Origin of the sequence: Duganella aquatilis (assembly GCF_009674565.1) — a bacterium.
In the GTDB taxonomy this organism is placed as follows: domain Bacteria; phylum Pseudomonadota; class Gammaproteobacteria; order Burkholderiales; family Burkholderiaceae_D; genus Rugamonas; species Rugamonas aquatilis.
Genome location: NZ_WKJL01000012.1, coordinates 26,339 through 51,969, shown reverse-complemented (window position 1 = coordinate 51,969; position 25,631 = coordinate 26,339). Strand labels below are relative to the sequence as shown.

22 protein-coding genes, 1 tRNA gene and 2 pseudogenes are annotated in these 25,631 nt (G+C 63.3%); 16 read left to right on the top strand and 9 right to left on the bottom strand.

Features of this window, described 5'->3' with window-relative positions; genetic code table 11:
* The first annotated feature begins 37 nt into the window (after positions 1-37).
* The 3 genes from GJ698_RS16825 to GJ698_RS16815 all read left to right on the top strand — a co-directional run bounded on the left by GJ698_RS16825 (position 38) and on the right by GJ698_RS16815 (position 3,445).
* Entirely contained in the window at positions 38-730 is a 693-nt protein-coding gene (locus GJ698_RS16825; RefSeq protein ID WP_154359019.1) for a DUF3334 family protein, read from the top strand.
* A gap of 385 nt (positions 731-1,115) precedes the next feature.
* On the top strand, positions 1,116-3,311 hold the full coding sequence (locus GJ698_RS16820; RefSeq protein ID WP_154359018.1) for a TonB-dependent receptor: 2,196 nt from the start codon (positions 1,116-1,118) through the stop codon (positions 3,309-3,311).
* A 58-nt stretch (positions 3,312-3,369) separates the two neighbouring features.
* A tRNA-Asn gene (locus tag GJ698_RS16815) sits at positions 3,370-3,445 on the top strand.
* A 554-nt stretch (positions 3,446-3,999) separates the two neighbouring features.
* Here GJ698_RS16815 and GJ698_RS30985 read toward each other — a convergent pair.
* From GJ698_RS30985 to GJ698_RS16800, 3 genes and pseudogenes are all read right to left on the bottom strand, one after another.
* Positions 4,000-4,386, bottom strand: a pseudogene (locus GJ698_RS30985) (IS21 family transposase); the annotation flags it as partial.
* 99 nt (positions 4,387-4,485) lie between these two features.
* A complete protein-coding gene (locus tag GJ698_RS16805) occupies positions 4,486-4,782 on the bottom strand; it encodes a DUF2322 family protein (RefSeq protein WP_154359017.1) in 297 nt (98 codons plus the stop codon).
* A 97-nt stretch (positions 4,783-4,879) separates the two neighbouring features.
* Positions 4,880-5,434 carry a flavodoxin family protein gene (locus GJ698_RS16800; protein ID WP_154359016.1) on the bottom strand — a complete coding sequence of 185 codons (555 nt, stop codon included), beginning with the start codon at positions 5,432-5,434 and terminating at the stop codon, positions 4,880-4,882.
* A gap of 187 nt (positions 5,435-5,621) precedes the next feature.
* Between GJ698_RS16800 and GJ698_RS16795 the strand changes: the two genes are divergently transcribed.
* Positions 5,622-6,326 (top strand): glutathione S-transferase N-terminal domain-containing protein, encoded by a 705-nt coding sequence (locus GJ698_RS16795; protein WP_154359015.1) that lies wholly within the window; start codon positions 5,622-5,624, stop codon positions 6,324-6,326.
* On the opposite strand, the gene GJ698_RS16790 is transcribed toward GJ698_RS16795, so the two are convergent.
* A complete protein-coding gene (locus tag GJ698_RS16790; protein WP_371865348.1) occupies positions 6,327-7,106 on the bottom strand; it encodes a hypothetical protein in 780 nt (259 codons plus the stop codon).
* 102 nt (positions 7,107-7,208) lie between these two features.
* Here GJ698_RS16790 and GJ698_RS16785 point away from each other — a divergent pair, with 102 nt between their 5' ends.
* The 11 genes and pseudogenes from GJ698_RS16785 (at position 7,209) to GJ698_RS16735 (ending at position 17,837) form a co-directional block, all read left to right on the top strand.
* Positions 7,209-8,048, top strand: coding sequence for a M15 family metallopeptidase (locus GJ698_RS16785; protein WP_154359014.1), 840 nt, complete (start codon positions 7,209-7,211; stop codon positions 8,046-8,048).
* A 99-nt stretch (positions 8,049-8,147) separates the two neighbouring features.
* On the top strand, positions 8,148-8,513 hold the full coding sequence (locus GJ698_RS16780; RefSeq protein WP_208023835.1) for a hypothetical protein: 366 nt from the start codon (positions 8,148-8,150) through the stop codon (positions 8,511-8,513).
* 61 nt (positions 8,514-8,574) lie between these two features.
* Positions 8,575-10,062, top strand: coding sequence for a type VI secretion system contractile sheath large subunit (tssC, locus tag GJ698_RS16775; RefSeq protein WP_154359013.1), 1,488 nt, complete (start codon positions 8,575-8,577; stop codon positions 10,060-10,062).
* A gap of 28 nt (positions 10,063-10,090) precedes the next feature.
* A pseudogene (locus GJ698_RS16770) lies at positions 10,091-10,582 on the top strand (Hcp family type VI secretion system effector).
* A 100-nt stretch (positions 10,583-10,682) separates the two neighbouring features.
* Positions 10,683-11,144 (top strand): type VI secretion system baseplate subunit TssE, encoded by a 462-nt coding sequence (gene tssE, locus GJ698_RS16765; protein ID WP_154359012.1) that lies wholly within the window; start codon positions 10,683-10,685, stop codon positions 11,142-11,144.
* The gene (gene tssH, locus GJ698_RS16760; protein WP_154359011.1) at positions 11,141-13,738 is read left to right on the top strand and encodes a type VI secretion system ATPase TssH; all 2,598 of its coding nucleotides are present in this window, start codon (positions 11,141-11,143) and stop codon (positions 13,736-13,738) included. The genes tssE and tssH overlap by 4 nt, the downstream gene beginning before the upstream one ends.
* Before the next feature lie 9 nt (positions 13,739-13,747).
* The gene (gene tssA, locus GJ698_RS16755) at positions 13,748-14,608 is read left to right on the top strand and encodes a type VI secretion system protein TssA (RefSeq protein ID WP_154359010.1); all 861 of its coding nucleotides are present in this window, start codon (positions 13,748-13,750) and stop codon (positions 14,606-14,608) included.
* Between the two features lie 102 nt (positions 14,609-14,710).
* Positions 14,711-16,411, top strand: a complete 1,701-nt coding sequence (locus GJ698_RS16750; RefSeq protein WP_154359009.1) for a methyl-accepting chemotaxis protein — start codon at positions 14,711-14,713, stop codon at positions 16,409-16,411.
* Positions 16,412-16,430: 19 nt separating this feature from the next.
* Positions 16,431-17,060 (top strand): tRNA-uridine aminocarboxypropyltransferase, encoded by a 630-nt coding sequence (locus GJ698_RS16745; RefSeq protein WP_154359008.1) that lies wholly within the window; start codon positions 16,431-16,433, stop codon positions 17,058-17,060.
* 53 nt (positions 17,061-17,113) lie between these two features.
* Positions 17,114-17,512 carry a hypothetical protein gene (locus GJ698_RS16740; protein ID WP_154359007.1) on the top strand — a complete coding sequence of 133 codons (399 nt, stop codon included), beginning with the start codon at positions 17,114-17,116 and terminating at the stop codon, positions 17,510-17,512.
* A 19-nt stretch (positions 17,513-17,531) separates the two neighbouring features.
* Positions 17,532-17,837 (top strand): hypothetical protein, encoded by a 306-nt coding sequence (locus GJ698_RS16735; RefSeq protein WP_154359006.1) that lies wholly within the window; start codon positions 17,532-17,534, stop codon positions 17,835-17,837.
* Here the strand turns inward: GJ698_RS16735 and GJ698_RS16730 are convergent.
* From GJ698_RS16730 to GJ698_RS16720, 3 genes are read right to left on the bottom strand one after another with little or no spacing between them, the layout of a single operon-like run.
* Positions 17,826-20,678 (bottom strand): Hsp70 family protein, encoded by a 2,853-nt coding sequence (locus GJ698_RS16730; protein WP_154359005.1) that lies wholly within the window; start codon positions 20,676-20,678, stop codon positions 17,826-17,828. The two genes, GJ698_RS16735 and GJ698_RS16730, sit on opposite strands and share 12 nt — an antisense overlap.
* 2 nt (positions 20,679-20,680) lie before the next feature.
* The gene (locus GJ698_RS16725) at positions 20,681-22,528 is read right to left on the bottom strand and encodes an Hsp70 family protein (RefSeq protein WP_371865346.1); all 1,848 of its coding nucleotides are present in this window, start codon (positions 22,526-22,528) and stop codon (positions 20,681-20,683) included.
* Positions 22,525-23,106 carry a DUF2760 domain-containing protein gene (locus tag GJ698_RS16720; protein ID WP_154359004.1) on the bottom strand — a complete coding sequence of 194 codons (582 nt, stop codon included), beginning with the start codon at positions 23,104-23,106 and terminating at the stop codon, positions 22,525-22,527. The genes GJ698_RS16725 and GJ698_RS16720 overlap by 4 nt, the downstream gene beginning before the upstream one ends.
* 181 nt (positions 23,107-23,287) lie before the next feature.
* Here GJ698_RS16720 and GJ698_RS16715 point away from each other — a divergent pair, with 181 nt between their 5' ends.
* Positions 23,288-24,445 (top strand): PA0069 family radical SAM protein, encoded by a 1,158-nt coding sequence (locus tag GJ698_RS16715; protein WP_154359003.1) that lies wholly within the window; start codon positions 23,288-23,290, stop codon positions 24,443-24,445.
* Here the strand turns inward: GJ698_RS16715 and GJ698_RS16710 are convergent.
* Positions 24,437-25,012, bottom strand: coding sequence for a gamma-glutamylcyclotransferase (locus tag GJ698_RS16710; RefSeq protein WP_154359002.1), 576 nt, complete (start codon positions 25,010-25,012; stop codon positions 24,437-24,439). The genes GJ698_RS16715 and GJ698_RS16710 overlap by 9 nt on opposite strands.
* Positions 25,013-25,057: 45 nt before the next feature.
* Entirely contained in the window at positions 25,058-25,612 is a 555-nt protein-coding gene (locus tag GJ698_RS16705; protein WP_166454890.1) for an NAD(P)H-dependent oxidoreductase, read from the bottom strand.
* Positions 25,613-25,631 lie beyond the last annotated feature (19 nt).

The following is a 25,631-nucleotide window of genomic DNA, read 5'->3' as shown; positions in this document are numbered from 1 at the left end:
TCGATGCATCTTTTAAAAGTAAACAGAGGTAGAGATTATGAGCAGCGAAAACGAAGCGATTGTCTACGGCACGGAAGACTTGTTGTCGAGTCTGTGCAACTCGGTGACCCGGGTGCTGAACGTGGCAACGCAAAGCAAGGTGAACTACTCCGGCATGGTGCAGCGCATTACCAAGGTCGGCCTGAAGCCGGACATCGGCTGTTTCGTGCTGTTTGACGGCGGCTTCACCGGCCTGGTGGTGCTGAACTTCGCGGCCGACACGGCGATGGAAATCTACGAGCGCTACATGCTGCACATGGGCATGCCGAAGTCGGAACTGGCCGGCTCCCACACTTCGGACGAGGTGTCCAACATCCTCGGCGAGCTGATGAACCAGATCGTCGGCGACTTCACCGGCAAGATCCGCCGCGAGTTGCAGACCAACATCACCCAGAATCAGCCGAAAATGCTGGTGCTGAACAAGCAGATCGTGCTCAGCGTCGACACCCCCCTGGACCGCCCGGAAATGCGCCGCGTCAGCTTCTACACCGAGAAGAGCAACATCTTCTACCTGGAACTGGCGATCGACCGCACCGAGTTCATCCGCCTGCACGATTTCGACTCCAGCGAAATCAGCGATCCCGACGCCTTGCTGGAACAGCAGCGCGACGCCCACCAGGCCAGCAGTGCGCCGGCCGTCTCGGCCACCGACGCCGACGCCGACGAACTGCTCAAATCGCTGGGCATGTAACATTTTCACCACGGCCAGCCTTTGCTGGCCGTGCGTCTTTTGCGCAACACGCGCGCCCGATGCCGCTCCCATAAGCTTATCAACCTCACCACACTGTGGGTGACTGGACACGCCTAAACCACTGAATATTCAGTCTTTGCATATGCTTAGCCGAATTTCTAACAGTTAATTGAGATTCAGATATATTCAGCTTGCAATACATGGTATCAATCAAAGAAAATATCGCCTTTCAAAAAAGTCAGTGCAATATTGCTAGCTACCGCGACGGCGTAGAGGCCTTTGCGCTACCACGATCACGACAGATGACCGGGTAGTGACCAAAATAAGAGAAAGCAGGAGACAACTGTTTCTAACTCTTTGCACTACATTTAAATCGGGAAATTGAATGATCAAACTGTCGAAGATGCACAAGCGCCTGCTGGCGCTGAGCGCCGTATTGCCTATCGGTTCCGCCATGGCGCAAACCGAGGCCGCAGCAACCCAGCCACAGCTGGAAACCGTCACCGTGACCGCCCAGCGCCGCGCTGAGAACATCAAGGACGTGCCGGTCTCCGTCACCCTGCTGAAAGATGAAAAACTGGACGTGCTGCTGTCCGGCGGCCAGGACATCCGCTTCCTGGCAGGCAAAGTGCCTTCGCTGAACGTGGAATCGTCGAACGGCCGTACCTTCCCGCGCTTCTACATCCGCGGCTACGGCAACACCGACTTCTCGACTTTCGCCTCGCAGCCTGTGTCGTTGATCTATGACGACGTGGTGCAGGAAAACGGCATCCTGAAAGGCTTCCCGGTGTTCGACGTCGCTGGCGTCGAGGTGCTGCGCGGCCCGCAAGGCACGCTGTTCGGCCGCAACACCCCGGCCGGTGTGGTCAAGTTTGATTCGGCCAAGCCGAACCTGGACAAGGTCGAGGGCTACTACAGCGCTTCGCTGGCCACCCACAAGACCTCCAGCGTTGAAGCCGCCGCCAACATTCCGCTGTCGAGCGAATGGGCGATGCGCGTGTCGACCCTGCGCCAGCACCGCGACGATTTCGTCGACAACACCTACACCAAGCAGAACGATTCGCTGGAAGGCTACAACGAACACGCCGAGCGCGTGCAGTTCCTGTACAAGCCGAGCACCACCTTCAACGCCCTGTTCAACGTGCACTCGCGCACCACCGACGGCAGCGCCCGTCTGTTCCGCGCCAACATCATCAAGAAGGGCACCAACGATCTGGTCGACGACTACGACTTCACCAAGATCAACACCAACGGCCTGAACATGCAGAACCTGCGCACCAACGGCGCCAACGTTCGCCTGACCTGGGATCTGGGTTCGGTCAAGCTGTTCTCGATCACCGGTTACGAAGGCGTGGACAACTACTACAGCCGCGGCGACATCGACGGCGGCACGCCGACCGGTCCAGGCTTCATCCCGTTCCAGGTGCAGACCGGTGGCGGACTGAGCGGCCTGAAGCAGTACACCCAGGAATTCCGTGTTGAGTCGAAAAACCCAGGTCCGCTGAACTGGCAGACCGGCGTCTACTATTTCAAGGAAAGCGGCGACGGCTACAGCGACAACTTCGACAGCACCACCCAGCTGCAGACCTCGCACCTGGCCAGCCATCAGAACAACGAAGCCTACGCGGCCTTCGGCTCGGTATCGTATGACGTGTCGAGCGACTTCACCGTGCGCGGCGGCCTGCGTTACACCCACGACCAGAAAGACTTCCGCACCGTGTCGGCAGTCAATGTGGTCCAGGTTGGCGCCACCTCGGTGGACGAGAGCAAGAACAAGGCGAACTGGGATCTGAGCGGCACCTACAAGCTGAACCAGGACGTCAGCGCCTACGCCCGCGTGGCGACCGGCTTCCGCGCGCCATCGATCGCTGCGGCCTCGTCGTCGGTACCGATCACCGTGGCCGATGCCGAAACCATCACCTCGTATGAAGCCGGCATCAAGGCCGACCTGTTCAACCGTCGCGCCCGCGCGTCGCTGAGCGTGTTCGACTTTGAAGTCAAGAACCAGCAGCTGACCGTGGTCGGTGGTAACTCCAACGTCACCAAGCTGATCAACGCGGCCAAGACCAAGGGCCGTGGTCTGGAAGGCGAGATCGAAGGTTTCATCACCCCGGACTTCAAAGCCAGCTTGAGCGGTTCGTACAACTTCACCAAGATCGAAGATCCGAACCTGTACGTGGCGAAATGCGCACAGTGCACGATCACCGATCCGATCGGTACGAACGGCCTGGTGTCGATCAACGGCAACCCGCTGCCGCAAGCGGCCAAGTGGATCTTCAACGCCACCGCGCGTTACAACTGGCCACTGGCGAACGGCAACCTGTTCGTGCTGACCGACTGGTCGTACCGCAGCAAGGTCAACTTCTTCCTGTATGAAGCGAAGGAGTTCACCGGCAAGGCGCTGACCGAAGGCGGCCTGCGCGCGGGTTACAACTGGGATGGCGGCAAGTATGAAGTCGCTGGCTTCGTGCGCAACATCACCGACAAGCAGCAAGTCATCGGCGCCATCGACTTTAACAACCTGACCGGCTTCGTCAACGAGCCACGTCAGTTTGGCGTGCAGTTCCGCGGCGGCTTTTAATTAATCGCCGCATCAGCCTAGACAGCTGAAAAAGGGCCGTATATAATGCGGCCTCTTTTCCCTGATAGCTCAGTCGGTAGAGCGACGGACTGTTAATCCGCAGGTCCCTGGTTCGAGTCCAGGTCGGGGAGCCAGAATACAGTAGCATGCCAAGAACCCAGCCCTAACCCGGTTGGGTTTTTGCGTTTTAGGGCCCGTTTATTTGCGCATAGTGGCCCGAGGTGAGGCCATTGGTGTGGGGATCAGGTCCCCCCTTGGGTTGGGCTCGCGCTGCACAGGCGGGCACTCTGTTGGCCGGTCGATGGAGGACTGGGAAGCTAGTGCAGGACGACCGAACTCATGCTGCGGCCGGACTCGCTGACCGCGAGGGCTAGGAGGTCGCCTGTTTGCGCATAGTGGACTTTGGTGGGAGCGTTGGGGGGGGGGGAGGGGATGGCTACCTCTACGACGGTCGTGCGTGGCACAGGCGGCTACGCTGGGCCAGTGCATGAGGGGATTATCTGGCCTCTTTGCGTTTGCTCATAAATTGAATAAGGTCATGGACTACTGCATCTGCTTCTTTATCTGAATTCAATTCCGCCGCACGAATCCTACGAACCTCAGCGCCTTCGTAGGTCAATTGAATAAGCCGTTTGTCGGCCTCTGCCGGGAGTTCTCGGTGGTATGTGTCCCCGTCAACTTCAACTACAAATGTGAGCCCCTTGTGTGTTCGTTTGCGCGCCGAATTGACCCACTCGGTTTGACCCTCCCTCCATTGCCTGGCGAACGCCGCCACGCGGTCGTAAGACCTTTTGAATCCCAATTCGGATAAGTCCTCGTGAAGCTGTTTTAAGCTGCGCCGCTGCTTACGGGATTTGGCCGCCTCGGTCTTTAGGCAGCCTGAGAGCTGGAAGGCGTATGGGTCGATTGCGCTTGCCGATTGGCGCTCCGCATAGGCGGGCTCCGTCGTTTCCGAGCGTAGGTAGCTCCGGACAGTATTTCTTGAGATGCCAAGACGCTTGGCAATTTCCCTCAGAGGGACTTGGTCGCGAAGGTGCCAGCGCCTAATAATTCCTAGTAATGCCACGTCAATCACTCCGATCCCCTACTCATTCAGATAAGTAAGATTGTGTGCTAAACGTGGGTCAATTTTCGATGCAAATTATGCGGCTTGGTGGTCAGTTTGCGGTGCAAATCAACAAATGTCGAACAGACGGTCGATATTGGGGTGTTTGCCTGGATTGGCGCGGGCATCCTGCGTGTGTTCGGCATAAATCTTCAGGCCGAGCTCCGCGGCCTCGGGAGTGATGGCGCCGAGCGTGTCGGCCAGCCAGCCGTACACGCGCAGCGATCCCGCCTGGCCTGGCTTGTTTTCGATTTTGGCCACGGGCATGCCGGACTGGTCGACCAGTTCGATTGCCGCGACGGCGTCCATTGCTGGCAGCAGGGACAGGTTGTCCGAAAATTTATCGGTGAAGCTCGGTAGTTGCATGGTGACGCTCATCTGGTTAAAAACCGTATTGTCATATGCGACGGATAGAAAGTAAAAGGCCCGTGAGCATTCACGGGCCTTTTTACGTTGCAGCCGATTACTTCGCCAGGCGGGCGGCGATGTCGGCGACGCGCTTGCCGTAGGCTTTGGCGGTGTCCAGGTCGCCTTGCGGGATTTCGTCGACGCTGGCGTCCGATGGCGATTGCACCAGCAGGCCAACCGAGCCGCCCAGGTTGTTCACGTCGGTGCGCTGGGCTGCCTTGGTGTTCGCCGGCGGCAGGCCGAGGCTGACCCAGATGCCGCCGTGTTGCGAGGCCAGGGTTTGCAGGGCGATCAGCGAGACCTGCTTGTCGCCGTTCAGGCTGGCGCTGTTGCTAAAGCCGCCGAAGACCTTGTCTTGCCAGGCGCGCGCGAACCAAGGCTTGGAACTGGCATCGGCAAACTTCTTGAACTGCCAGCTCGGGCTGCCCATATAGGTTGGCGTGCCGAAGATGATGGCGTCCGCCGCCGCCAGTTTGTCCCAGCCGCCTTCCGGCAGATTGCCTTCCGCATCGATGGCCAGCAATTCACCGCCGGCGCCTTCGCCCACGTATTCCGCAACGCGCTTGGTGTGGCCGTAGCCCGAATGATAGACAACAATAATCTTGCTCATATACACCTCTGTTGAATAATGGAATTTGTAGTGTAAAGCAAGGGATGGCGGGCTGATAAGTACGTACCTAAAGGTAAGGGCCGCCGACTACCTGATCGGGGCATTCATCGCGATTGTTGGTGGCGTCAGCAGGTTTGGCGCGCTTCGTGGATAATTGGCCGACCAATTATTTTGAGAGCATGTATCCATGGCAAATCTGTCCGCATTCCCCATCACCGGCAAATGGCCGGCCCAGCATCCTGAGCGCATTCAGCTGTACTCGCTGCCGACGCCGAACGGCGTGAAGGTGTCGATCGCGCTGGAGGAAACCGGCCTGGCGTATGAGCCGCATCTGGTCAGCTTTGAGACCAACGATCAGATGTCGCCGGAATTCCTGTCGCTGAATCCAAACAACAAGATTCCGGCCATCCTCGATCCGAACGGCCCGGATGGTAAGCCGTTGGCGCTGTTTGAATCCGGCGCGATTCTGCTGTACATCGCCGACAAGACCGGGCAGCTGATTCCGCAAGATGCGGCCGGCCGCTATGAAACCATCCAGTGGCTGATGTTCCAGATGGGCGGCGTGGGCCCGATGTTCGGCCAGGTGGGCTTCTTCCACAAGTTCGCCGGCAAGGAGTACGAGGACAAGCGCCCGCGCGACCGCTACATCAATGAATCCAAGCGCCTGCTGGGCGTGCTGGAACAGCGTCTGGAAGGCCGCCAGTGGCTGATGGGCGATATCTATACCATCGCCGATATCGCCATCTTCCCCTGGATACGCAACCTGGTCGGCTTCTACGGCGCCGGCGATCTGGTCGAATTCAGCAAGTTCACCAATGTGCAGCGCGTGCTGGACGCCTTCGTGGCGCGCCCGGCTGTGGCCAAGGGCCTGGAGATTCCAAAGCGCGGTTGATTAGTGGCTGGGCGCGCGGCAGGCGGCGTCGCTTTCCCAGCGGCCGGAGCAGATGCGTGAGCGGCACAGCATGCCTTCGATCAGGCCCAACTGCTTGCAGCGCGCCAGCAGTTGGGTAGTGGTATCGCCTTCCTGGCGTTCGATGACGTCGCGGCTGCGTTCGGGCGCGACGGTGCTTGGCTTGTTTGCGTGGGCGACCAGCGCGGTGAGCAGGGTGACGTCGGTGTCGCCGGCCGGCTGGGCCTGTGCCGTTGCGCTTGCTGACGATGGGACTGGCCGCGCTGGCGCTGCAGGCCTGTGCTGCGCGACCGCCACGCGCACCGACTGGCTGGCGGCTGTATTGGCGACTGCGGCGGTGGCGGCGGTCGGCGTCTGAGCCGTTGCGCCGACCAGGTCTGCGGCCGCTGACGGACTTTCCGGGGCCGCAGTTGCCATATTGATGATGGCGGCGGCTTCTTCAGCGGCTGGCGCCCCGTCCGGCGCGGAGGCCGGGCTGGCCGGTGTTGCGGTGCTGTGCTCGACGGCGGGGCTTGCGGTGCTGCGGAAGGTCTCCGGCGTAATCCGCTTGTCGTGCATCAACCAGGCCACGCTGCACATCAAAAGCAGCAGCGCAAACAATCCTATCGTCCATCCATCAATGCTCCAGCCCGTTGTGCTTGCCGGGCGTGCCGGTGCTTTGACGCCATGTTCCAGCTGCGCCAGGATGCGCTTGTCCTGCGCCGGACGGCGCGTGCTGGAACAAGCGGCCAGCAGGTCGGGTTTCAGTTTCGATGTTTCCACAATATCCCCCTCGCATTTGATCTGGCCGACATCGCTGTGCGGCGAACGGCCTACGATGCAGTGTCCGGTCTGTGGCATCGGCCCGTTTTGATGGAGCGCACCATGTTTCTCTTTTCCATGCTGTTGTTCTTCGTGGTGACGTGTTTTTGCGCCTGGCTGTTGCTATTTCCCGCCGGACGCGAGGTGGTGGTGCAGTCGATCGACGCCGTCGGCCGCCGCATCGGCCAGCATTTGCGCGGCGGCGTGCGGCAGGGCGCGCAGCAGGCTGCTGCATGGGGACGCGGGACTGGCGCCGCACTCCGCCGCACGGCGCAACTCACCAGAATGAAGTGGCAGCTGCTGTTGGCCGCCTCGGTGCTGCTGACCGTGCCGCCGTTGCTGGCGCTGATGCTCAGCGGCCGGAGCATGCTGTCCGGCTATGACAGCGACACGCACGCCATCAACGACCAGATCGCCGGCCTGCTGCAAGGCGAACAGCTGACCGCGCCCGAGCCGCCACCGCCGCTGGTGTTCACTACGGCCGAGGTGACGCTGGTGCGTCCCATGCTCGACAGCGCCAACCGCAACTGGCAACTGCTCGATCCGGCGTTCGCGCAGCGGCTGCTGCTGGTGTTCCGCATCATGAAAGAGCGGCACGGTTACGACATGGCGATTCTGGAAGGCTACCGTAGCCCGGAACGGCAGAATGCGCTGGCCGCCGTCGGTCCCAGCGTGACCAACGCCAAGGCCTTCCAGAGCTACCACCAGTTCGGCCTGGCCGCCGACTGCGCCTTCCTGCGCGACGGCAAGCTGGTCATTTCCGAAAAAGATCCGTGGGCGATGCGTGACTACCAGCTCTACGGCGCCGCCGCCGAGGCCGCCGGTCTGACCTGGGGCGGCCGCTGGACCATGATGGATTTCGGCCACACCGAACTGCGCACACCCGGCACGGTGAAGAAGTAAGCGCCATTGTTCTGGCGCAAGAAATGCCCGCTTTGTTGGTGGCACCATTGATCGGTCCGCCTGTCGCCTGGGCGTCGCCGTCTTCGCCGGACACTCGTTATGATGCGCAGAATCTGGAGCTTCCTGACCGATAGCCGCAACCTCACCATCATTGGCCTGACGGCGGTGGCGGCGCTGTTCTACCTCGGCGCGCAAGTGCTGGAACTGGCGCTGATCTGGGCGCTGGCGGCAACCGCCGTGATGCTGGCGCTGGCAGGCGCCGCGTGGTGGTGGCGCCGCTGGCGTGCCAAGCGCGAGTCCGACCAGCTGGGCGAGGCGATCGGCCGCCAGGAGCCGTCCGCCGATCCTTCCGCCGCAGAGGTCAAGGCCATCCGCGAGAGCATGCTGAAGGCGATCGACACCATCAAGGGATCCAAGCTGGGCATCGTCTCCGGCACGCGCGCCTTGTATGAGCTGCCCTGGTGAGCGATGTACTGAACAACACCGACAAGCTGGCCAGCCTCAAAACCTCCAAGGGGAACTGACCATGTCCGCACAATTCAATCATGCGCAGGAAGCTGCGCCGGCACTGGATGGCGACAATCTGCTGGACCAGATTGTCGAACAAAGCAAGGTGGCCAAGTCCAGCGTGGAGCATGAGCGCGCGAAGGACATCATCTCCGAGTTGGTTAATCAAGTGCTGGAAGGGACGGTGGTCGTCTCCAACAACCTGTCCGCGACGCTGGACGCGCGCGTGGCGGAACTGGACCGGCTGATTTCCACCCAGCTGAGCGCCATCATGCATGCGCCGGCGTTCCAGAAGCTGGAGCAAAGCTGGACCGGTTTGCACTACCTGGTGAAGAACTCCGCCACCGGCCAGGGACTGAAGATTCGCATGCTCAACGCCACCAAGCGCGAGCTGGTGAAGGACTTCCAGTCGGCGCTGGAATTCGACCAGAGCACGATGTTCAAGAAAATCTATGAAGAAGAATTCGGCACCTTCGGCGGCGCGCCATATGCCGCGTTGCTGGGCGACTTTGAAATCTCGCGCCAGCCGGAAGACATGTATTTCATCGAGCAGATGTCGCACGTGGCGGCGGCTTCGCATGCGCCGTTCATCGCTTCCGCCGCACCCGAGCTGTTTGGCCTGGAAACCTATGGCGACCTGGCCAAGCCGCGCGACCTGTCGAAAGTGTTCGACACGGTGGAATACGCCAAGTGGAAGGCCTTCCGCGAGTCAGAGGATTCGCGCTACGTCGGCCTGACGCTGCCGCGCTTCCTCGGTCGCCTGCCATTCAATCCGGTCGACGGCACCACGGTCGAAGGCTTCAACTTTGTCGAGGAAGTGGACGGCACCGACCATCAGAAATACCTGTGGTGTAACGCCGCCTATGCCTTCGGCGCCAAGCTGACCAAGGCCTTCGGCGATTACGGTTGGTGCGCGGCGATACGCGGCGTGGAGGGCGGTGGCCTGGTGGACGACCTGCCGACCCATACCTTCAAGACCGGCGAAGGCGAAGTCGCGCTCAAGTGTCCGACCGAAGTTGCCATCACCGACCGTCGCGAGAAGGAACTGAGCGACCTGGGATTCATCTCGCTGGTCCACTGCAAGAACACCGCCTATGCCGCCTTCTTCGGCGCGCAGTCGGCGCAGAAGGCGAAGAAGTACAACAGCGAGGCGGCCAACGCCAACGCGGTGCTGTCGTCGCAACTGCAATACATCTTTGCCGTCTCGCGCATCGCCCATTACATGAAGGCCATGATGCGCGACAAAGTGGGCAGCTTTGCCGCCGCGTCCAACGTCGAAGATTTCCTCAACCGCTGGCTGATGAAATACGTTCTGCTGGACGATAACGCCAGCCAGGAACAGAAGGCGCAGTTCCCGCTGCGCGAAGCGTCGGTGCAGGTGCATGAAGTGGCGGGTCGGCCCGGCGTGTACCGCGCCGTGTCGTTCCTGCGCCCGCACTTCCAGCTCGATGAATTGTCCGTTTCACTCCGTCTGGTCGCGGAGCTGCCGCAGTCGACCAACTACTAACCCCCCCAACAACCTAGAGGAGCATGCAATGGCAATCGACGTTTATCTGTACATTGATGGCATCAAGGGCTAGTCCAACGATGACCGCCACAAGGACTGGATCGAGTGCAAATCGGTCAGTTTCGGCGTGGAGCAGCCCAAGTCCGCCACCGCCTCCACCGGCGGCGGCCACACGGCGGAACGCTGCGAGCATCGCGACATCGTCATCTCCAAGCTGGCCGATTTGTCCTCGCCGATCCTGCTGCAAACCTGCGCGGCCGGCCGCACCATCCCCAAGGCCAAGTTCGAGTTTATGCGCGCAGACGCCCAGGGCGAACGCGTCAAGTACTACGAGATCGAAATCGAGAATGTGCTGATCGGCGCCGTGGCGCCGGCGGTGGAAGAGGGTGACATTCTGACCGAGGACGTGGCGCTCAAATTCTCGAAGATCAAGTGGAAGTACACGCAACAGAAAATCAGCGGCGGCGCCGGTGGCAACACCTCCGGCGGCTGGGATCTCTCCGCCAACCGCATTGTGTGATCGCTCCCCCCCGCGCCCGCGACGGGCATATCTCGGCGAATCATCGCGGTGCGCTTTTCGGCCAGGCCGCCCCGGCCTGGCTTCTTTTCGAAAGCATGCAATGAACGGCTTTACTCCCGGGCTGCTGGACCGCCTGTTCGGCGAGCATGACCGGCCCATGACATTGGAGCAGTACAAGGACAGCGTGGCGCGCGACCTGGAAGACCTGCTCAACACCCGCTGCGCGGTGCCGGAAGAACTGATGCACGCCTACCCCGAATGCACGCGCTCCATCGCCAACTACGGCCTGATCGACTTCGCCGGCATGTGCCTGAGCAGCAGCGAAGATCGCGCCCGCGTCTGCGCGGCGCTGAAATCGACCATCGAACGTCACGAACCGCGCCTGCGCAACGTACAGGCGCGCATGGAGCGCGAGGCCGGCTCCATCAACCGCGTCAGCTTCGCCATCTTCGGCACGCTGGCCGGGCTGCCTTACACCGAAGCCGTCAGCTTTGACGCGGTGCTGCAACCGTCATCGCTGCATTATTCCATCAACCGTAGCGCACGCGGAGGCCGGACATGAACCTGAACTTGAAAACGCTGATCGGCAAACTGAATGACACCACCCGCCTTGCCGCCACCCGCGCCGCCAGCATCTGCGTGGCGCTGGGGCAGTACGAAGTGGAAGTCGAGCACCTGTTGCTCGCCCTGCTGGAGCAGGAACATTGCGATGTGTCGCTGATTGCGCGCCATTGCGGCGTGAACGTGGCGGCGCTGGAAGCGGACCTGCACAAGGAAATTAGCCAGTTCAAGATCGGCAGCACGCGCACGCCGGTGTTCTCGCATCATCTGCCGCTGCTGCTGGAGCATGCGTGGCTGATCGCTTCGCTGGCAACGCCGCCGGCGCAGATTCGCAGCGCGCACCTGTTGGTGGCCCTGCTCACCGAGTCGGAACTGGAGCAATTGGCGCATCGCGCCTCGCCGCAGTTCGCCAAGATTCCAATCGACGAAGTCAAACACAAACTGGAGAAGTACACGCATGGCTCGCAGGAAGAAACGACCGCAGCCCCGGAATCCGCCGCCGACCCGCTTGCCAGCCTGGCGCAGGCAGGCAACGCGCGCACGCCGTCGCTGGACCAGTACACCACCAGCCTGACGCGCCAGGCGCGTGACGGCAAGCTCGATCCCGTCATCGGCCGCGAAGCCGAAGTGCGACAGGTGGTGGACATCCTGCTGCGCCGCCGCCAGAACAATCCCATCCTGACCGGCGAGGCTGGTGTCGGCAAGACCGCCGTGGTGGAAGGGCTGGCGCTGCGCGTGGCCGCAGGCGACGTGCCGTCGACGTTGAAAGACGTGGAGATCCGCACGCTGGACATGGGCTTGTTGCAGGCCGGCGCCAGCGTCAAGGGCGAGTTTGAGAATCGCCTGAAGAACGTCATCGACGAAGTGAAGCAAAGCCCGCACGCCATCATCCTGTTCATCGACGAGGCGCACACGATGATCGGCGCCGGCGGCACGGCCGGCCAGAACGACGCGGCCAACCTGCTCAAGCCGGCCCTGGCGCGCGGCGAACTGCGCACCATCGCCGCCACCACCTGGAGCGAATACAAAAAATACTTCGAGAAGGACGCCGCGCTGGCGCGCCGCTTCCAGGTGGTGAAGGTGGAGGAGCCGGATGAAAACATCGCCAGCGCCATGCTGCGCGCCATGGCGCCGTTGATGGAGCGTCACTTCGGCGTGCGCATCCGCGACGAAGCGGTGATGGAAGCCGTGCGGCTGTCGCACCGCTACATCAGTGGCCGTCAGCTGCCGGACAAGGCGGTGAGCGTGCTCGATACCGCCTGCGCCCGTGTCGCGCTGGCGCAAAGCGGCACGCCGGCCTTGCTGGAAGACTCGGCAAGACAGATGGACCGCATCGCCGCCGAAATCGCCGCGCTGCAGCGCGAAGAGGGCGGCACGGCGCTGCGCCAGCGCATGGAACAACTGCAGTCCGATCACGATGCGCTGAAGGAGGAATACGCCCGCCATACGGCGCGCTGGCAACGCGAGCAATCCGTCGTCGCCGCCATCGTGCGGCAGCGGGCCGAGGGCAACGGCGAGAGCGAAGTCCGCGCGCTGAAGGAAGAACTCACCGCCCTGCAAGGTGAAACGCCGATGGTGCCGCTGGACGTGGATGGCGCCACCGTGGCAGCCATTGTCTCCGGCTGGACCGGCATCCCGCTCGGCAAAATGGTGAAGGACGAAATCCGCATGGTGCTCAACCTGCAGGACGCGCTGCAAGCCCGCATCCTCGGCCAGCCGCATGCCATCGCCGCCGTTGCGCAGCGCGTGCGCACGGCGCGCGCCAATCTGGATGATTCCAACAAGCCGAAAGGCGTGTTCCTGTTTGTCGGTCCGTCCGGCGTCGGCAAGACCGAGACCGCGCTGGCCCTGGCCGACTTGCTGTACGGCGGCGAACGGAAACTCATCACCATCAACATGAGCGAGTACCAGGAAGCCCACAGCGTCTCCGGCCTGAAAGGCTCGCCGCCCGGCTACGTCGGCTACGGCCAGGGTGGCGTGCTGACCGAAGCCGTGCGCCGCAATCCCTACAGCGTGGTGCTGCTGGATGAAATCGAAAAAGCCCACCCGGATGTCCTCGAACTATTCTTCCAGGTATTCGACAAAGGCGTGATGGACGATGCGGAAGGCCGCGAGATCGACTTCCGCAATACCATCATCATCGCCACGGCGAACGCCGGCTCGGCCACCATCATGCAGGCTTGCCTGAACCAGGAGGCGCCGCCGCAGCCGGAAGCACTGGAAGACCTGCTGCGTCCACAACTGGTCAAGCACTTCAAGCCGGCCTTCATCGGCCGCGTGAAGGTGGTTCCGTACTATCCGATTCCCGATGCGGTGCTGACCGAGATCATCGCGCTCAAGCTGGCGCGCATCGCCCAGCGCATCCGCGAGCAGCACCACGCGGAGTTCAGTTACGAGGCCTCGCTGCTGGACGCGGTGCTGGCGCGCTGCACCGAGGTCGATTCCGGCGCGCGCAATGTGGACCACATCCTCAACGGCACGCTGCTGCCCGAAATCGCGCAGGCCGTGCTGGAGAAGATGGCGCAGGAAGAGCGCATCACGCGCATCAAGGTCGGCGCCAACAGCAAGGGCCAGTTCAAATACATCGTCAAATAGGAGGCAACCATGTTCAACGTAGCGCAACTGCTGCAACCGGTGAGCGCGGAGCAGCGCTGCGGCGAAGACCTGTCCTTCGGTCCCGAGGTGGACGCCATCGCGCAGGCGCGCGTCTACGACGACCCCACCCTGGAGCAGGGCGAATGGGAGACCGCACTGAAGGAAGCCGACTGGCCGCTGGTTGCCAGCCGTTGCGCCGACATGATCGCCACGCGCAGCAAGGATCTGCGACTGGCGGTCTGGCTGGCCGAGGCGCTGACCAAAACACGGGGACTGCGCGGCCTTGGGGACGGCTATGCAGTGCTGGCCGGCTTGTGCGAACTGTATTGGACAGATTTGTATCCGTTGGTCGATGACGGCGACTACGACCAGCGCATCGGCAACCTGTTCTGGCTGCTGGCGCGCACCCCGTTCCTGGTGCAGGAGTGCGCGGCTGCGGCGCCCGAATTGGCCGATGCCGAATACTGCCTGGCGTCGCTGATCGCACTGGAGCGCGTGGTAGATACGCAACTAGGCGCCGATGGGCCCGGCTTCAGTCCGGCCAGGGACGCGGTGCAGTCGGTGGTGCGCGATCTGGCGCCGTATGGCAGTTCCGTCATGGTTGCCGAAACTGGCCAGGCCACTGATGGTAACGTTGTCATGGCGTCCGCCGGCGGCTTGCAGAATCGATCCCAGGCGCTGCAACAGCTGCGTCTCGTAGCGGATTTCTTCCGGCGCACCGAGCCGCACAGCCCGGTCGCCTACTTGGCCGAACGCGCGGCGAATTGGGGCGAAATGCCCTTGCACGTCTGGCTGCGCGCGGTGATCAAGGACCCGGCCGCCATCGCCGGCGTGGAGGAATTGCTGGGGGCGTCGCCTGCCACTGAATAATGCTGCGCCGCAATGTCGAATCTTTCTTTTATGCTACATAACGCGGGAGGTTTAGTGCTAGCATGACCTGGACAATCCAGACTTTTAGCCAGGGAGTGAGCTATGCATAACCTCAAGATCGGTACCCGCCTGGGCTTCGGTTTCTCGCTGATTTTGTTACTGCTGGTTGCGATGACCTCGATCGGCATTCTGCGCTTGAGCAGCGCCAGCGCCAAGACCGACGAGATGATCAACGTGAAGATACGCGATGAGCGCCTGATCGCCGAATGGGGCAAGATCATCGAAGTCAACGCCGCCCGCACCACGGGCGCCTTCATGGTGCGCGACGCCGCCGATCAGAAAAAGCTGGAAGCGCTGATGGCCGCATCGTCCGGCCGCGCCACGCAGATCCAGGAGCAGATAGGCGCCAATCTGGATGACGACGCGCTCAAGCCGCTGTTCAAGGAGGTGCTTGATACGCGCAAGAGTTACACCGATTTCCGCAAGTCCGTCTTCACCGCCAAGAACGCCGGCGACCTGGATGCCGCCGCCAAGATCTACGAAGGCGACATGACCCAGAGCCGCATCCGCTACCTGGCGGCGCTGAAGGCCTTCGCCGACAAGCAGGGCGCGCTGCTGGACGCTTCCGCCGTTGAGATTCAACATCAATACCAGAGCGGCCGTACGCTGCTGATCATGCTAGGCCTGGCCGCGATTGTGATGGGCGTGTTCGCCGCATGGTGGATCACGCGCACCATCACGCAGCCGATCAACGCGGCGGTGAGGGTGGCGGAGACCGTGTCGTCGGGCGATCTGACCAGCGATATTCAGGTTAACAGCAACGACGAAACCGGCCAGTTGATGCATGCGCTGAAGACCATGAACACCAATCTGGTCAACATCGTCGGCCAGGTGCGCAATGGCACCGAGCTGATTGCGACGGCGTCGACGGAGATCGCCGCCGGCAATCAGGACCTGTCCTCGCGCACCGAGGAGCAGGCCAGCTCGCTGGAGGAAACCGCGTCGTCGATGGAGGAGCTTACGTCCACCGTGCGCTTCAATGCGGAGAATGCGCGGCAGGCCAATGAGCTGGCGATCAGCGCCTCGGAAATCGCCAGCCGTGGCGGTTCGGTGGTGGGCGAGGTGGTCAACACCATGGGATCGATCAACGATTCGTCGCGCAAGATCGTGGACATTATTTCGGTCATTGACGGCATCGCGTTCCAGACCAATATCCTGGCCTTGAATGCGGCGGTGGAAGCGGCGCGCGCGGGCGAGCAGGGACGCGGCTTTGCGGTGGTGGCGTCGGAAGTACGCAATCTGGCGCAGCGCTCCGCCTCGGCCGCCAAGGACATCAAGGGTCTGATCGACGATTCGGTGCAGAAGGTGCAGATCGGTTCCGAGCTGGTGGACAAGGCCGGGCAGACGATGGAGGAGATTGTCCAGAGCATCGGCCGCGTCACGCAGATCATGACGCAGATTAGCAATGCCAGCGAAGAGCAGAGCCAGGGCATCGCGCAGGTGAACGATGCGATCACGCAGATGGACCAGGTGACGCAGCAGAATGCCGCGCTGGTCGAGGAAGCCGCAGCGGCGGCGGAATCGATGCAGGAGCAGTCGGCCAAGCTGGCGGATGTGGTGAGCGTGTTCAAGCTCGATGCGTCTTACGCCAGTCCGGCGCCGACCTTGCCGCGCGCGCCGGCACGCGTGGCGGTGGCTCCGCGTCGTACGCCCGCCGTCACGGCGTCGGTTCAACGTGCGACGCCGGTTGCCACGCCGCGCAAGGCTGTTACGGCCAGCGAAACGGACTGGGAAGAGTTCTGAGCCGGTACAATGGCGGTCTATGAATACCGCCAGTCCCGAACCGCCCGCGCGGCGCGCCGTATGCGCCGTGTGTCTCCGTCCGCAGCAGACCTGCATCTGCCGCTGGGTGACGGCCCTAGCCAGTCAGGTGCAGGTGCTGATCCTCCAACATCCCATGGAAGTGAACAACGCCAAGGGCAGCGCGCGGCTGCTGCATCTGAGCTTGTCCAATAGCCGGCTGGAAGTGGGGGAGACATTCGATCCGGCGCAATTGCAGGCGATGCTGTCGCCGGAGCGTCGCAATGTGCTGCTGTATCCCGATACCGAAGATGCGTCGCTCGGCCTGGCGAAGCCGCAGCCGTTCGATCCGGCGTGGCTGGAGCAGCCGCTGCGCCTCGTGGTATTGGACGGCACCTGGCGCAAGAGCCGCAAGATGCTGTATCTGAATCCGCTGCTGCAAACCTTGCCGCGCCTGCCGCTGCGCGACACGCCGCCATCGCACTACCTGATCCGCAAGGCGCATTTGCCGGATCAGTTATCGACGCTGGAAGCCACCGTGTACGCGCTGGCGCAACTGGAAAATGATATAAACAAATTCAATCCGCTGATCTACGCCTTCGACGGCTTCGTCGCCCAGCAGGCCAGCTATGTGAACATTCGTGAGAATTGACGGAGCATCATCGTTTAAAATGCCTTGTGGCAATATTTTAATGAACTGCTCCAATGAAAAAGCTGTTTTGTCTTTTCTTCCCATTCTTGCTGGCAGCCTGCGCATCTGGCGCTCCGCCGCTACCTCCCGATAATCTGCTTGCACCTTCGTATCAGGCGCCCGCGCCAGGCGCGGTGATTGTGCTGTTGCCGCCAAAGTTTGAGGCAATCGACCTGGAAGAGGGACGCAACATGCTGATGGATCAGTTGCATCGCCAACTGCAGGCTGCCGGCTATAAGGTGGTGGCACTTGATCAAGCCAACTACGAGACCCTTTGGGCGCAGGAAGTAGACGCCGTTGGTGGAATCTTTGATGCAGTAACCGGGGGGGCTGAAGCGTTTTCAGTTCGCGCAGGCATGCGGCCGGCTCGCGCAACGGGTCAACAGCGGCGCCCATGCCGCCATGGTACTTGAGCCGCAATTGCTGATGCGGATGGCTGAATTATCCGGCTCATCGGCACGATGGGACGGTCAGGAGCGTCGCTTGATTGTAAACAGGACGGGCGGCGATGATTTCAGACATGACGGCACCACGCTGGCGTTGTCGGTTGGCGTGGACCTGTTTGCCGATAGCGGCGAGCAGGTCGCCAGCACGCACGGCGGGGCATCGCTGATCTATGCCGTGAATATCGATGCAAAACGAAACGAAGTCCGTCGCAATCTGTTCGCGACCGATAAAGAAATCGGCGAGGGCGTGGCACTGGCGCTGTCGCCGTTGTTTAAGAAATCAGCTCAGTAATTTCAGGCCCGGCGGCAGGGCGTCGCCGAGCATGCGTTTTTCGTCGGCTTGATCGAGCTGCGTCACTTCGCGCACCATGCTGCTCCAGTTGGCCGGCGCGCCGATGCCGTTCAGGCGGCGCAGCACTTCGGTGCGCAGCGTTTCGTTGATGTCGCGCGAGCGGTCGCCGGTCATGCGCGCCAGGTGGGCGGCGGCGAAGCCGGCTGGTTCCACTTTTTTCCAGTCCAGTGCCAGCACGGCGTCCAGCCATTGTTCGACGACTGACGTCTCCACCACATCATGCGCGCTGCCGTGGAAGGGCTGGCGCGCGCCGACGCGGCTCAGGCCCCACAGGAAGCGGCCCTGCGCCGCTTCGGCCTTGGCCAGGTCGGCCGCGCCGCTGCGGCTCTTGTTGGCGGCGGCTTTGCCGGCGGCCTTGGTGGAGACCTGCAACTGGCCCAGCATCCACGCGCCGATTTCGGCCTTGTAGCTGCCGGGGATGCGTTCCAGCGATGCGCCGAGGCGCAGCATGTCTTCTTCGCTGCCGTTGACCAGTGTGACCGGACGGCGGCCTCGCTCCGCAGCGTCGGCCTGCACGTTGAAAGCGAAATCGTCCAGCACGCGCAGTTGCATCTCCACGCTCAAACCGCCGGAGACGCGGCGCCACAGCGTCCACCATTCGGCGCAGACCTGGCTGTCCTTGTGGTGCTGGACGCCGGTTTCAAACATCGCCCACAGCTGGCCGATGCGCCATTCGTCCAGCGCGTGGCCGAAGCCGGGACGCAGGCAGTAGCCGCTCAGGTTGAGCCACGCGCGTTCGTGTTCGGACGAGCGGCGGCGGCCCTTGGCGCGTTCCATCAGCCCGTCGAACAGGCGGCGCAGCAGCGGCGTGTGCCAGCTTTCGCGACTGCCCAGCAGGTGTTCCAGTTGCGCGCGCAACTGCTTCACTTCTTTCAGGTCGACTTGCTGCGCGCGGCTGCCGAAGATGCGGTCGATCTTGTCGATAGCGGCTGCCAGGCCGGCGGGCATTGGTGTTTCATCTGGCGCGCTGGCTTCGGCGGTGGTGTCGCCGCGCAGCTGGAATTCCAGAAGCCAGCGTTGCGCGCTGTCCTTGGCGACGCAGTGGACTTCCAGCGTGCCGACTTCGCTCAGTGAGGTTGCCAGCTGCACCGGGATTTCCTTGCGCGCGTCGCTTGCGCTGCTGTCGCGCAGCACGGTGGCGATGGGCGGCAGCTGGACGTATTCGTCTGGCTGGAGTTCGACCACGTCGCCGGCTTGCGGCGCGTCCGAGGTGGAGGAGGCCAGGTGGAACCGTACCGGTCTTCCTAGACGCAGCGCGAAGGTGCGGTCGGCCAGCAGGAGTTCGCGGTTCTCTGCGGCGCCGCGCGGCAGGATACAGACGGCGCGGCGCGGCTGGTCGGCGTGCGTGGTGTCGTCGAGCAGCAGGAAGTAGCTGCGCGCGGAGCCGCCGCCGATGACCGGCGCCTGGCCGGCCTGGCCTAATGCGTAGGCGACGCCGCCGCGTGCGACGGCGACGTCGGGATTGTCGTTGTGCAGAACGCGCAGCGGTTGCTGGCGCCAGCCTGTCAGCGCGGCCTCCAGGCGGCGCGCCAGTGCGTCGGCGCGGAAGACGCCACCGTTGAGCAGCAGCGTATCGGGAATCGGGATAGCGCTGCTGTCTGCGGGCAGGCCGAGGGCTTCGCGTGCGGCGGCGGCGTGCTGGCGCAGGAAGTCTGCAAGGTGACGCGTGATGGCGGCGTCGCTGGCGTAGGGCAGGCCGAATTCTACGATGGCGCCGCGTCCGCGCTTGGCCGGTTCCTGTGCTGCGTTAAGCGGGAAGAAGCCATCCACCACCAGCGTGGCCACTTCGTCGCGCGTCAGCTCGGCGGAGCGCGAGCCGCCGATCAGGCGCGAGCCGGCGCCGAGCAGCGTGACCGTGGTGCGCTCCGGCGCATCGGCCGCCAGCAGCAGCTCTTTAGCAGCCCGGCAGCGCTCCGCCAGTTGCGACAGGCGGCTGGCGGACAGGCGTGCTGGCGGTTCGCCTCCGGTCAAGCGTGATTCGACAAGGTGGGCGAGCGCCAGGTCCATATTGTCGCCGCCGAGGATCAGGTGGTTGCCGACGCCGATGCGGCTGATCTGCGGCTGCGCGCCGCCGCCGTCCACTTTCATCAGACTGAAGTCGGTGGTGCCGCCGCCGACGTCGCACACCAATACGAGGCGCGTATCGGCCAGCTCTGTTTCCAGCGTTGCGCGCTGACGGAACAGCCAGTCGTAGAAGGCGGCCTGTGGCTCCTCCAGCAAACGCAGCGAAGGCAGGCCCGCCATGCGCGCCGCCTCCAGCGTCAACGCCCGCGCACCTTCATCAAAGGACGCGGGTATCGTCAGGACCATCCGCTGCGCTTGCAGCGGATGCGCCGGAAAGCGCGCATTCCACGCACTGCGCAAATGCGCCAGATAAGACGCGCTGGCGGCCACCGGCGACACCTTGGCCACATCGGCCTCCGCGCCCCACGGCAGAATCGGCGCCGTGCGGTCAACCTGCGGATGCGACAACCAGCTCTTGGCGCTGGACACCAGCCGTCCAGGCACCTGCGCCCCGAGCTTGCGCGCCAGCTGGCCAAGCACCACCGGCGACACCCCGGCCACATCGTCCGAGCGCCAAGGCAGCTGCACATCGCCCTCCGCCAGCTCGCCCTGCGCCGGGTGATAGCGCAAGGACGGCAGCAACGCCGCAGCACCCACCTCGCCGGGCGCCGTCAGCTGCTCGATATCGAACAACTGGATCTGCGCGCTACCGGCTTCCGCATAGGCCATCACCGTATTGGTGGTGCCCAGGTCGATGCTGACGACGTATTGATTCATACTCAGGCAGCGGAACGAACGTCGAACTCCACTTTCCAGCGCTGGCCATCATTGGCCACGGCGGCCAGTTCCAGCGTGCCCGATTCGGTCGCCATCGCATGCAGACGCACCTGCACCACGTCGCCGGCCTGACGGCCTTCCGGTGACAGATTGGCCTGAATCTCGTTCATCTCGATCAGTTCATCCGGACCCCAGAAGTCCAGCAGATCGCCGATCTGGTCCTGACGACGCACCGAGGAACCGAAGAAGCGGAACTGCACCGGCTCACCGACCACCAGGCCAAACTCCTGATTCGGCAATTCGATCTCGCTGCCTTCCTCCATGCCGAACGGCGCCACGCACAGCGCCTGAATCGGCGGCTCCATGCCGGGAATCGCCGGCATCGCCGACTCGATCGCCACGTAATAGGAACGCGCCGTGCCGCCGCGAATGCGCACGCCGCTGCCACGCCGCACGTAGCTGTAGTAAGCCGCGCCGCGCGCCACCGCCAGATCCAGATCGGCGCCAGCCAGCATGCGCGCAGGCTCCGCGCCTTCCATGTACAGCCAGTCGTTGAGCGTGGCCATGATGCGTTGCGCCAGCAGCTCCGACTTGAACACGCCGCCGTTGAACAGCACCGCGGTCGGGTGCAGGAAGGTCGCGTCGGCGCTTTGCTTGCCGGCGTAGCCTTCCAGCTCCGAGGTGGCGCCGACCTGGCGCGCCAGGAACGCCGCCAGATGGCGCGTGATGCCGGCATCCTGCGCGTATGGCAGGCCAAGCTGCGTCAGGCCCGCGCGGGTGCGCACGGCCGGCCGCGCGGCCGCATCCACCTGCGGGAAGAAGCCGTCGAGAATAAACGTCGTCACTTCATCGCGCGTCAGTTCGGTGCGCACCGAACCGCCGATCAGTTTCGAGCCGCGGCTCGGCACCACGATCGGCCAGGTGGCGATGGTTTCGTCGGCCAGCAGCTTTTCCTTGGCGGTACGGCAGCCGTAGGTCAGCGCGCGCATCTGCCACGCGTCCAGCTGCGTGCCGTTGGCCGCCAGCTTGCGCGCCACCAGATGGGCCAGCGCCAGGTCCATATTGTCGCCGCCGAGCAGAATGTGGTCGCCCACCGCAATGCGGTGCGGCTCCAGCACGCCGTCGCGTTCCAGCACGGCGATCAGCGAGAAGTCGCTGGTTCCGCCGCCCACGTCGACCACCAGGATGATGTCGCCCGGCTTGACTTCCTTGCGCCAGCGGCCTTCGCTGCCCTGAATCCAGCTGTACAGCGCGGCCTGCGGTTCTTCCAGCAGCGTGAGATTGGTGTAGCCGGCGGCGCGTGCCGCGTCGGCGGTCAGTTCGCGCGCGCCCGGATCGAAGGAGGCGGGAATCGTCACCGTCACCGCCTGCTCGCCGAATGGCGCGTCGGGGTGGGCCTGTTCCCACGCCTTGCGCAGGTGGCTCAGGTAGCGGGTCGATGCTTCCAGCGGCGAGACGCGCGTCACTTCTTCCGGCGCATCGTTCGGCAGCAGCGCGGAGCGACGGTCCACGCCGGGATGGCTCAACCAGCTCTTGGCGCTCGACACCAGGCGGATTGGCGTGGTGGCGCCACGGCTGCGCGCCATTTCGCCGGCCACGCCGGTTTGTTCCTCGGCGCTTTGCTGCCATGGCAGATTGTTCTCACCGGGCGCCAGTTCGTCGGCGTGCGGCAGGTACAGGAAGGACGGCAGCAGCGGCAGTTCTTCGATGGTGCCCGGTGCGGTCAGCTGAGGAATCGCCAGCACACCGTGCTGGGTTTTTTCGCCTTCGCTGGCTTGCAGGTTCACATACGACAGCGCGCTGTGCGTGGTGCCCAGGTCGATGCCGATGGCGTAACGGGGATCGCTCACAGTTCCACCTCCGCAGGCGCCAGGATGGCCGCGTCATGGGCTTCAGCCAGTTTCGGCAGGCGCACGTCGGTCGAGCGCCAGCCGCGATGGCTCAGCGTGCCGCGGAACGGCGCCTTGCCGACCACATTGCCGGTCAGGCGCACGGCGGCGGCGTCGAAGCCTTCCGGCAGTTCGATGCGGCTGCCTTCGGCTTCGCTGCGCACCGGTGCGATGGTGAAGTGTTCTTTCAGTACCTTGGCGCAGCCTTCGTGGACCACGCGCGCGGCGGCGCCGATGTCGGCGTCGGAGTAGGCGCTCAGGTTTTCCTGGGTGAAGTCGATCAGGCGCGCTTCGCGCTGGAACAGCGACAGCAGTTGCAGGGCGGCGTCCGGCGTGGCGACGCGCAGCGTCACCGGGGCCGGCGCTGGTGCGGGCGCAGGGGCAGGCGGTGCCACCGGCGCGGCGGTTGGCTGTGGCGCGTCATCAATGCCGTGCAGGCGCGCAGCGTATTCAGCGTCGGACAGGGCGCGGAAGAAAGCGCCGATGGCGATGGAAATCCGGCTGAAGAAAGACGGCAAAGGTTGGCTGGAATTGTTCATTATGTACTCACTGTGTTGGTGCCGAGCGCTGCGGCGAACGCGCGCTGGGGCGAAGCCCGGCATGATACCAGCTTGCCCCGGCGCTCCCCAAGGCCGCGCGGCCGCGCCATTGATATTTCGCTTGATATGGCGCGATCGAGCGACTAAGATACTGTATATGCATACAGTATCTGGATAAGAGATGGCCTTCGACGAAAACAATCAGGAGCATGTGATGCTGCCGCCGCCCTCGCTCAAGGCGCAGAAGGGCCGTGGCGCGGTATCCAATATGCAGGGCCGTTACGAACTCAACGCCCGCGAAGCCTATGACGACGGCTGGGAACGGGAGGAAGAAGAGCTCAAGCCATGGAAAACGCAAGTCACCGACGAAATCTGCAAGTCCATCCTGAGCCGCAACGCCTCGCCGGATTTGCCGTTCAGCGTCTCGCTCAATCCCTATCGGGGCTGCGAGCATGGCTGCATTTATTGCTTCGCGCGGCCCACGCACAGCTATCTCGGGCTGTCGCCCGGCATGGAATTCGAGAGCAAGATTTTCGCCAAGGTCAATGCGCCGGAAATGCTGCGGCGCGAACTGGCCAAGGCCAGCTACGAACCGCAATCGATCGCGCTGGGCGTCAACACGGACGCCTACCAGCCCTGCGAGCGCGAATACAAGCTCACCCGGCGCATCCTGGAAGTGCTGCAGGAATGCCAGCATCCGGTCGGCCTGATCACCAAGTCCTCGCTGATCGAGCGCGACATCGATATCCTGGCGCCGATGGCGGCCAAACAGCAGGCCGCTGTCGCCATCACGCTGACCACGCTGGACCCGGCCATTGCCCGCACGCTGGAGCCGCGCGCGGCCGCGCCCGCGCGCCGCCTGCGCACCATCCGCACGCTGACGGACGCCGGCATTCCGGTGGCGGTCAGCATCGCGCCCATCATCCCCTTCATTACGGAGCCGGATATCGAGCGGATCATGGAGGCGGTCAAGGAGGCGGGCGCGGTCAGCGCGCACTACACCGTGCTGCGGCTGCCGTGGGAAGTGGCGCCGCTGTTCAAGGAATGGCTGCAGGCGCATTTCCCCGAGCGGGCACAGCGGGTGATGAACCGCGTGCGTGAAATGCGCGGCGGCAAAGACTACGACAGCAATTTCGACACGCGCATGAAGGGCGAGGGCGTGTGGGCCGAGCTGATACGCCAGCGCGTAAAAATCGCTGCCGAGCGACTGGGGCTGACCGGGCAGGGCAGCCGCTTCAACCGCATGGATGCCTCGCAGTTCACCCGTCCGCTGGTGGTGCCGCCGCTGGGCGCGCGCGCCAAGGCGGCGGCCGATGCGGGGCAGCTGGATTTATTCTGACGGCGAAGTGCGCAGCGCGGCCAGGTGGCGCTCGATGTCGAACACGTGCTGGTCGTGGCGGCCCAGTTCGCGCAGGGCGCTGGCCAGGTGGTTGAGGTAATCGCTGTTGGGGCCGCTTGGTCCGGTGGAGCGGGCGATGTGGGCGGCGATTTCCTGTTCGGAGGCGGCGCCGAGGAAGGCGACGTTGTCCGGCGTGGCGATGTACACCAGGCCTTCGACCTCGCTGTCTTCAAAGACGATGGGGATGGCCAGCCGCAGGTAGCCGTTCTTTTCGCGGTGGTCCAGGTGGGCGAACACTTCCGGCGTGATCAAATAGGCCATGCCGTGGCAGATGGCGCCGGGTTCCTCGATCAGCGTCACCACGCGTCCCGGCGCTTCCGGCGTGCCGCGGTGGTCGTGCGAGCCTTGCCAGAACCGCCGCGTCCAGCCGGCGATGCTGGCCGGGCGGCGTTGCAGGTAGGGGAAGTCCGCCTTGTAAATCAAGGAGCCATAGCCAAACAGCCAGACGCTGTGGTGGCCGTCAAACTTGTCCATCAGTTGATTGATGGCGATGGTATTCGCAGTCATGCCGCATTATAAAACAGCGATCGCGCCAGCATCGGTCAGCAGGAATCAGTCGGCGGGATTCAGCGCCAGTGCCTGCTGAAGATCGGCCAGGTCACGGACCATGTGCAGGCGGCGCACGCCCATGAAGCTGAAGGCGGCCTTGAGCATCAATTCATGGTTTTCCATCAATTGCTGTTCGGACTCGGGGCCCATCACGGCGCAGCCGGAGGTGACCAGTACCAGATCCAGGTCGGCGCGGCGCTCGCCGGCGGCGATTTGCATTTCCAGCAGGCGGTCCAGCCACGCTTTCAGCGTCGATGGCACCGAGAAGTTATGCATGGGCGCGCCCAGCACGACCAGATCCGCGTCCTGGAATTCCTGCAGCAGCGACGCGCTTTGCAGCGCTTCGGCGCGCACTTCGGCATTCATGGGGATGTCGGCGTCCCAACGCTGGCTGATGACTTGCAGCAGCGGTCCGCTGGCGTGGGACAGGGGAGAGGCCGCCAGGTCGCGGTAGAGGACGGTGGCGTGTTCGTTGGCGGCGGTCAGCGCGGTGATCGCCGCGGCTGTGATCTGGCGTGAAGTGGAATGGTCGCCGAGGGCGCACGAATCTATATGCAAAATGTTCATCAATGAAGGA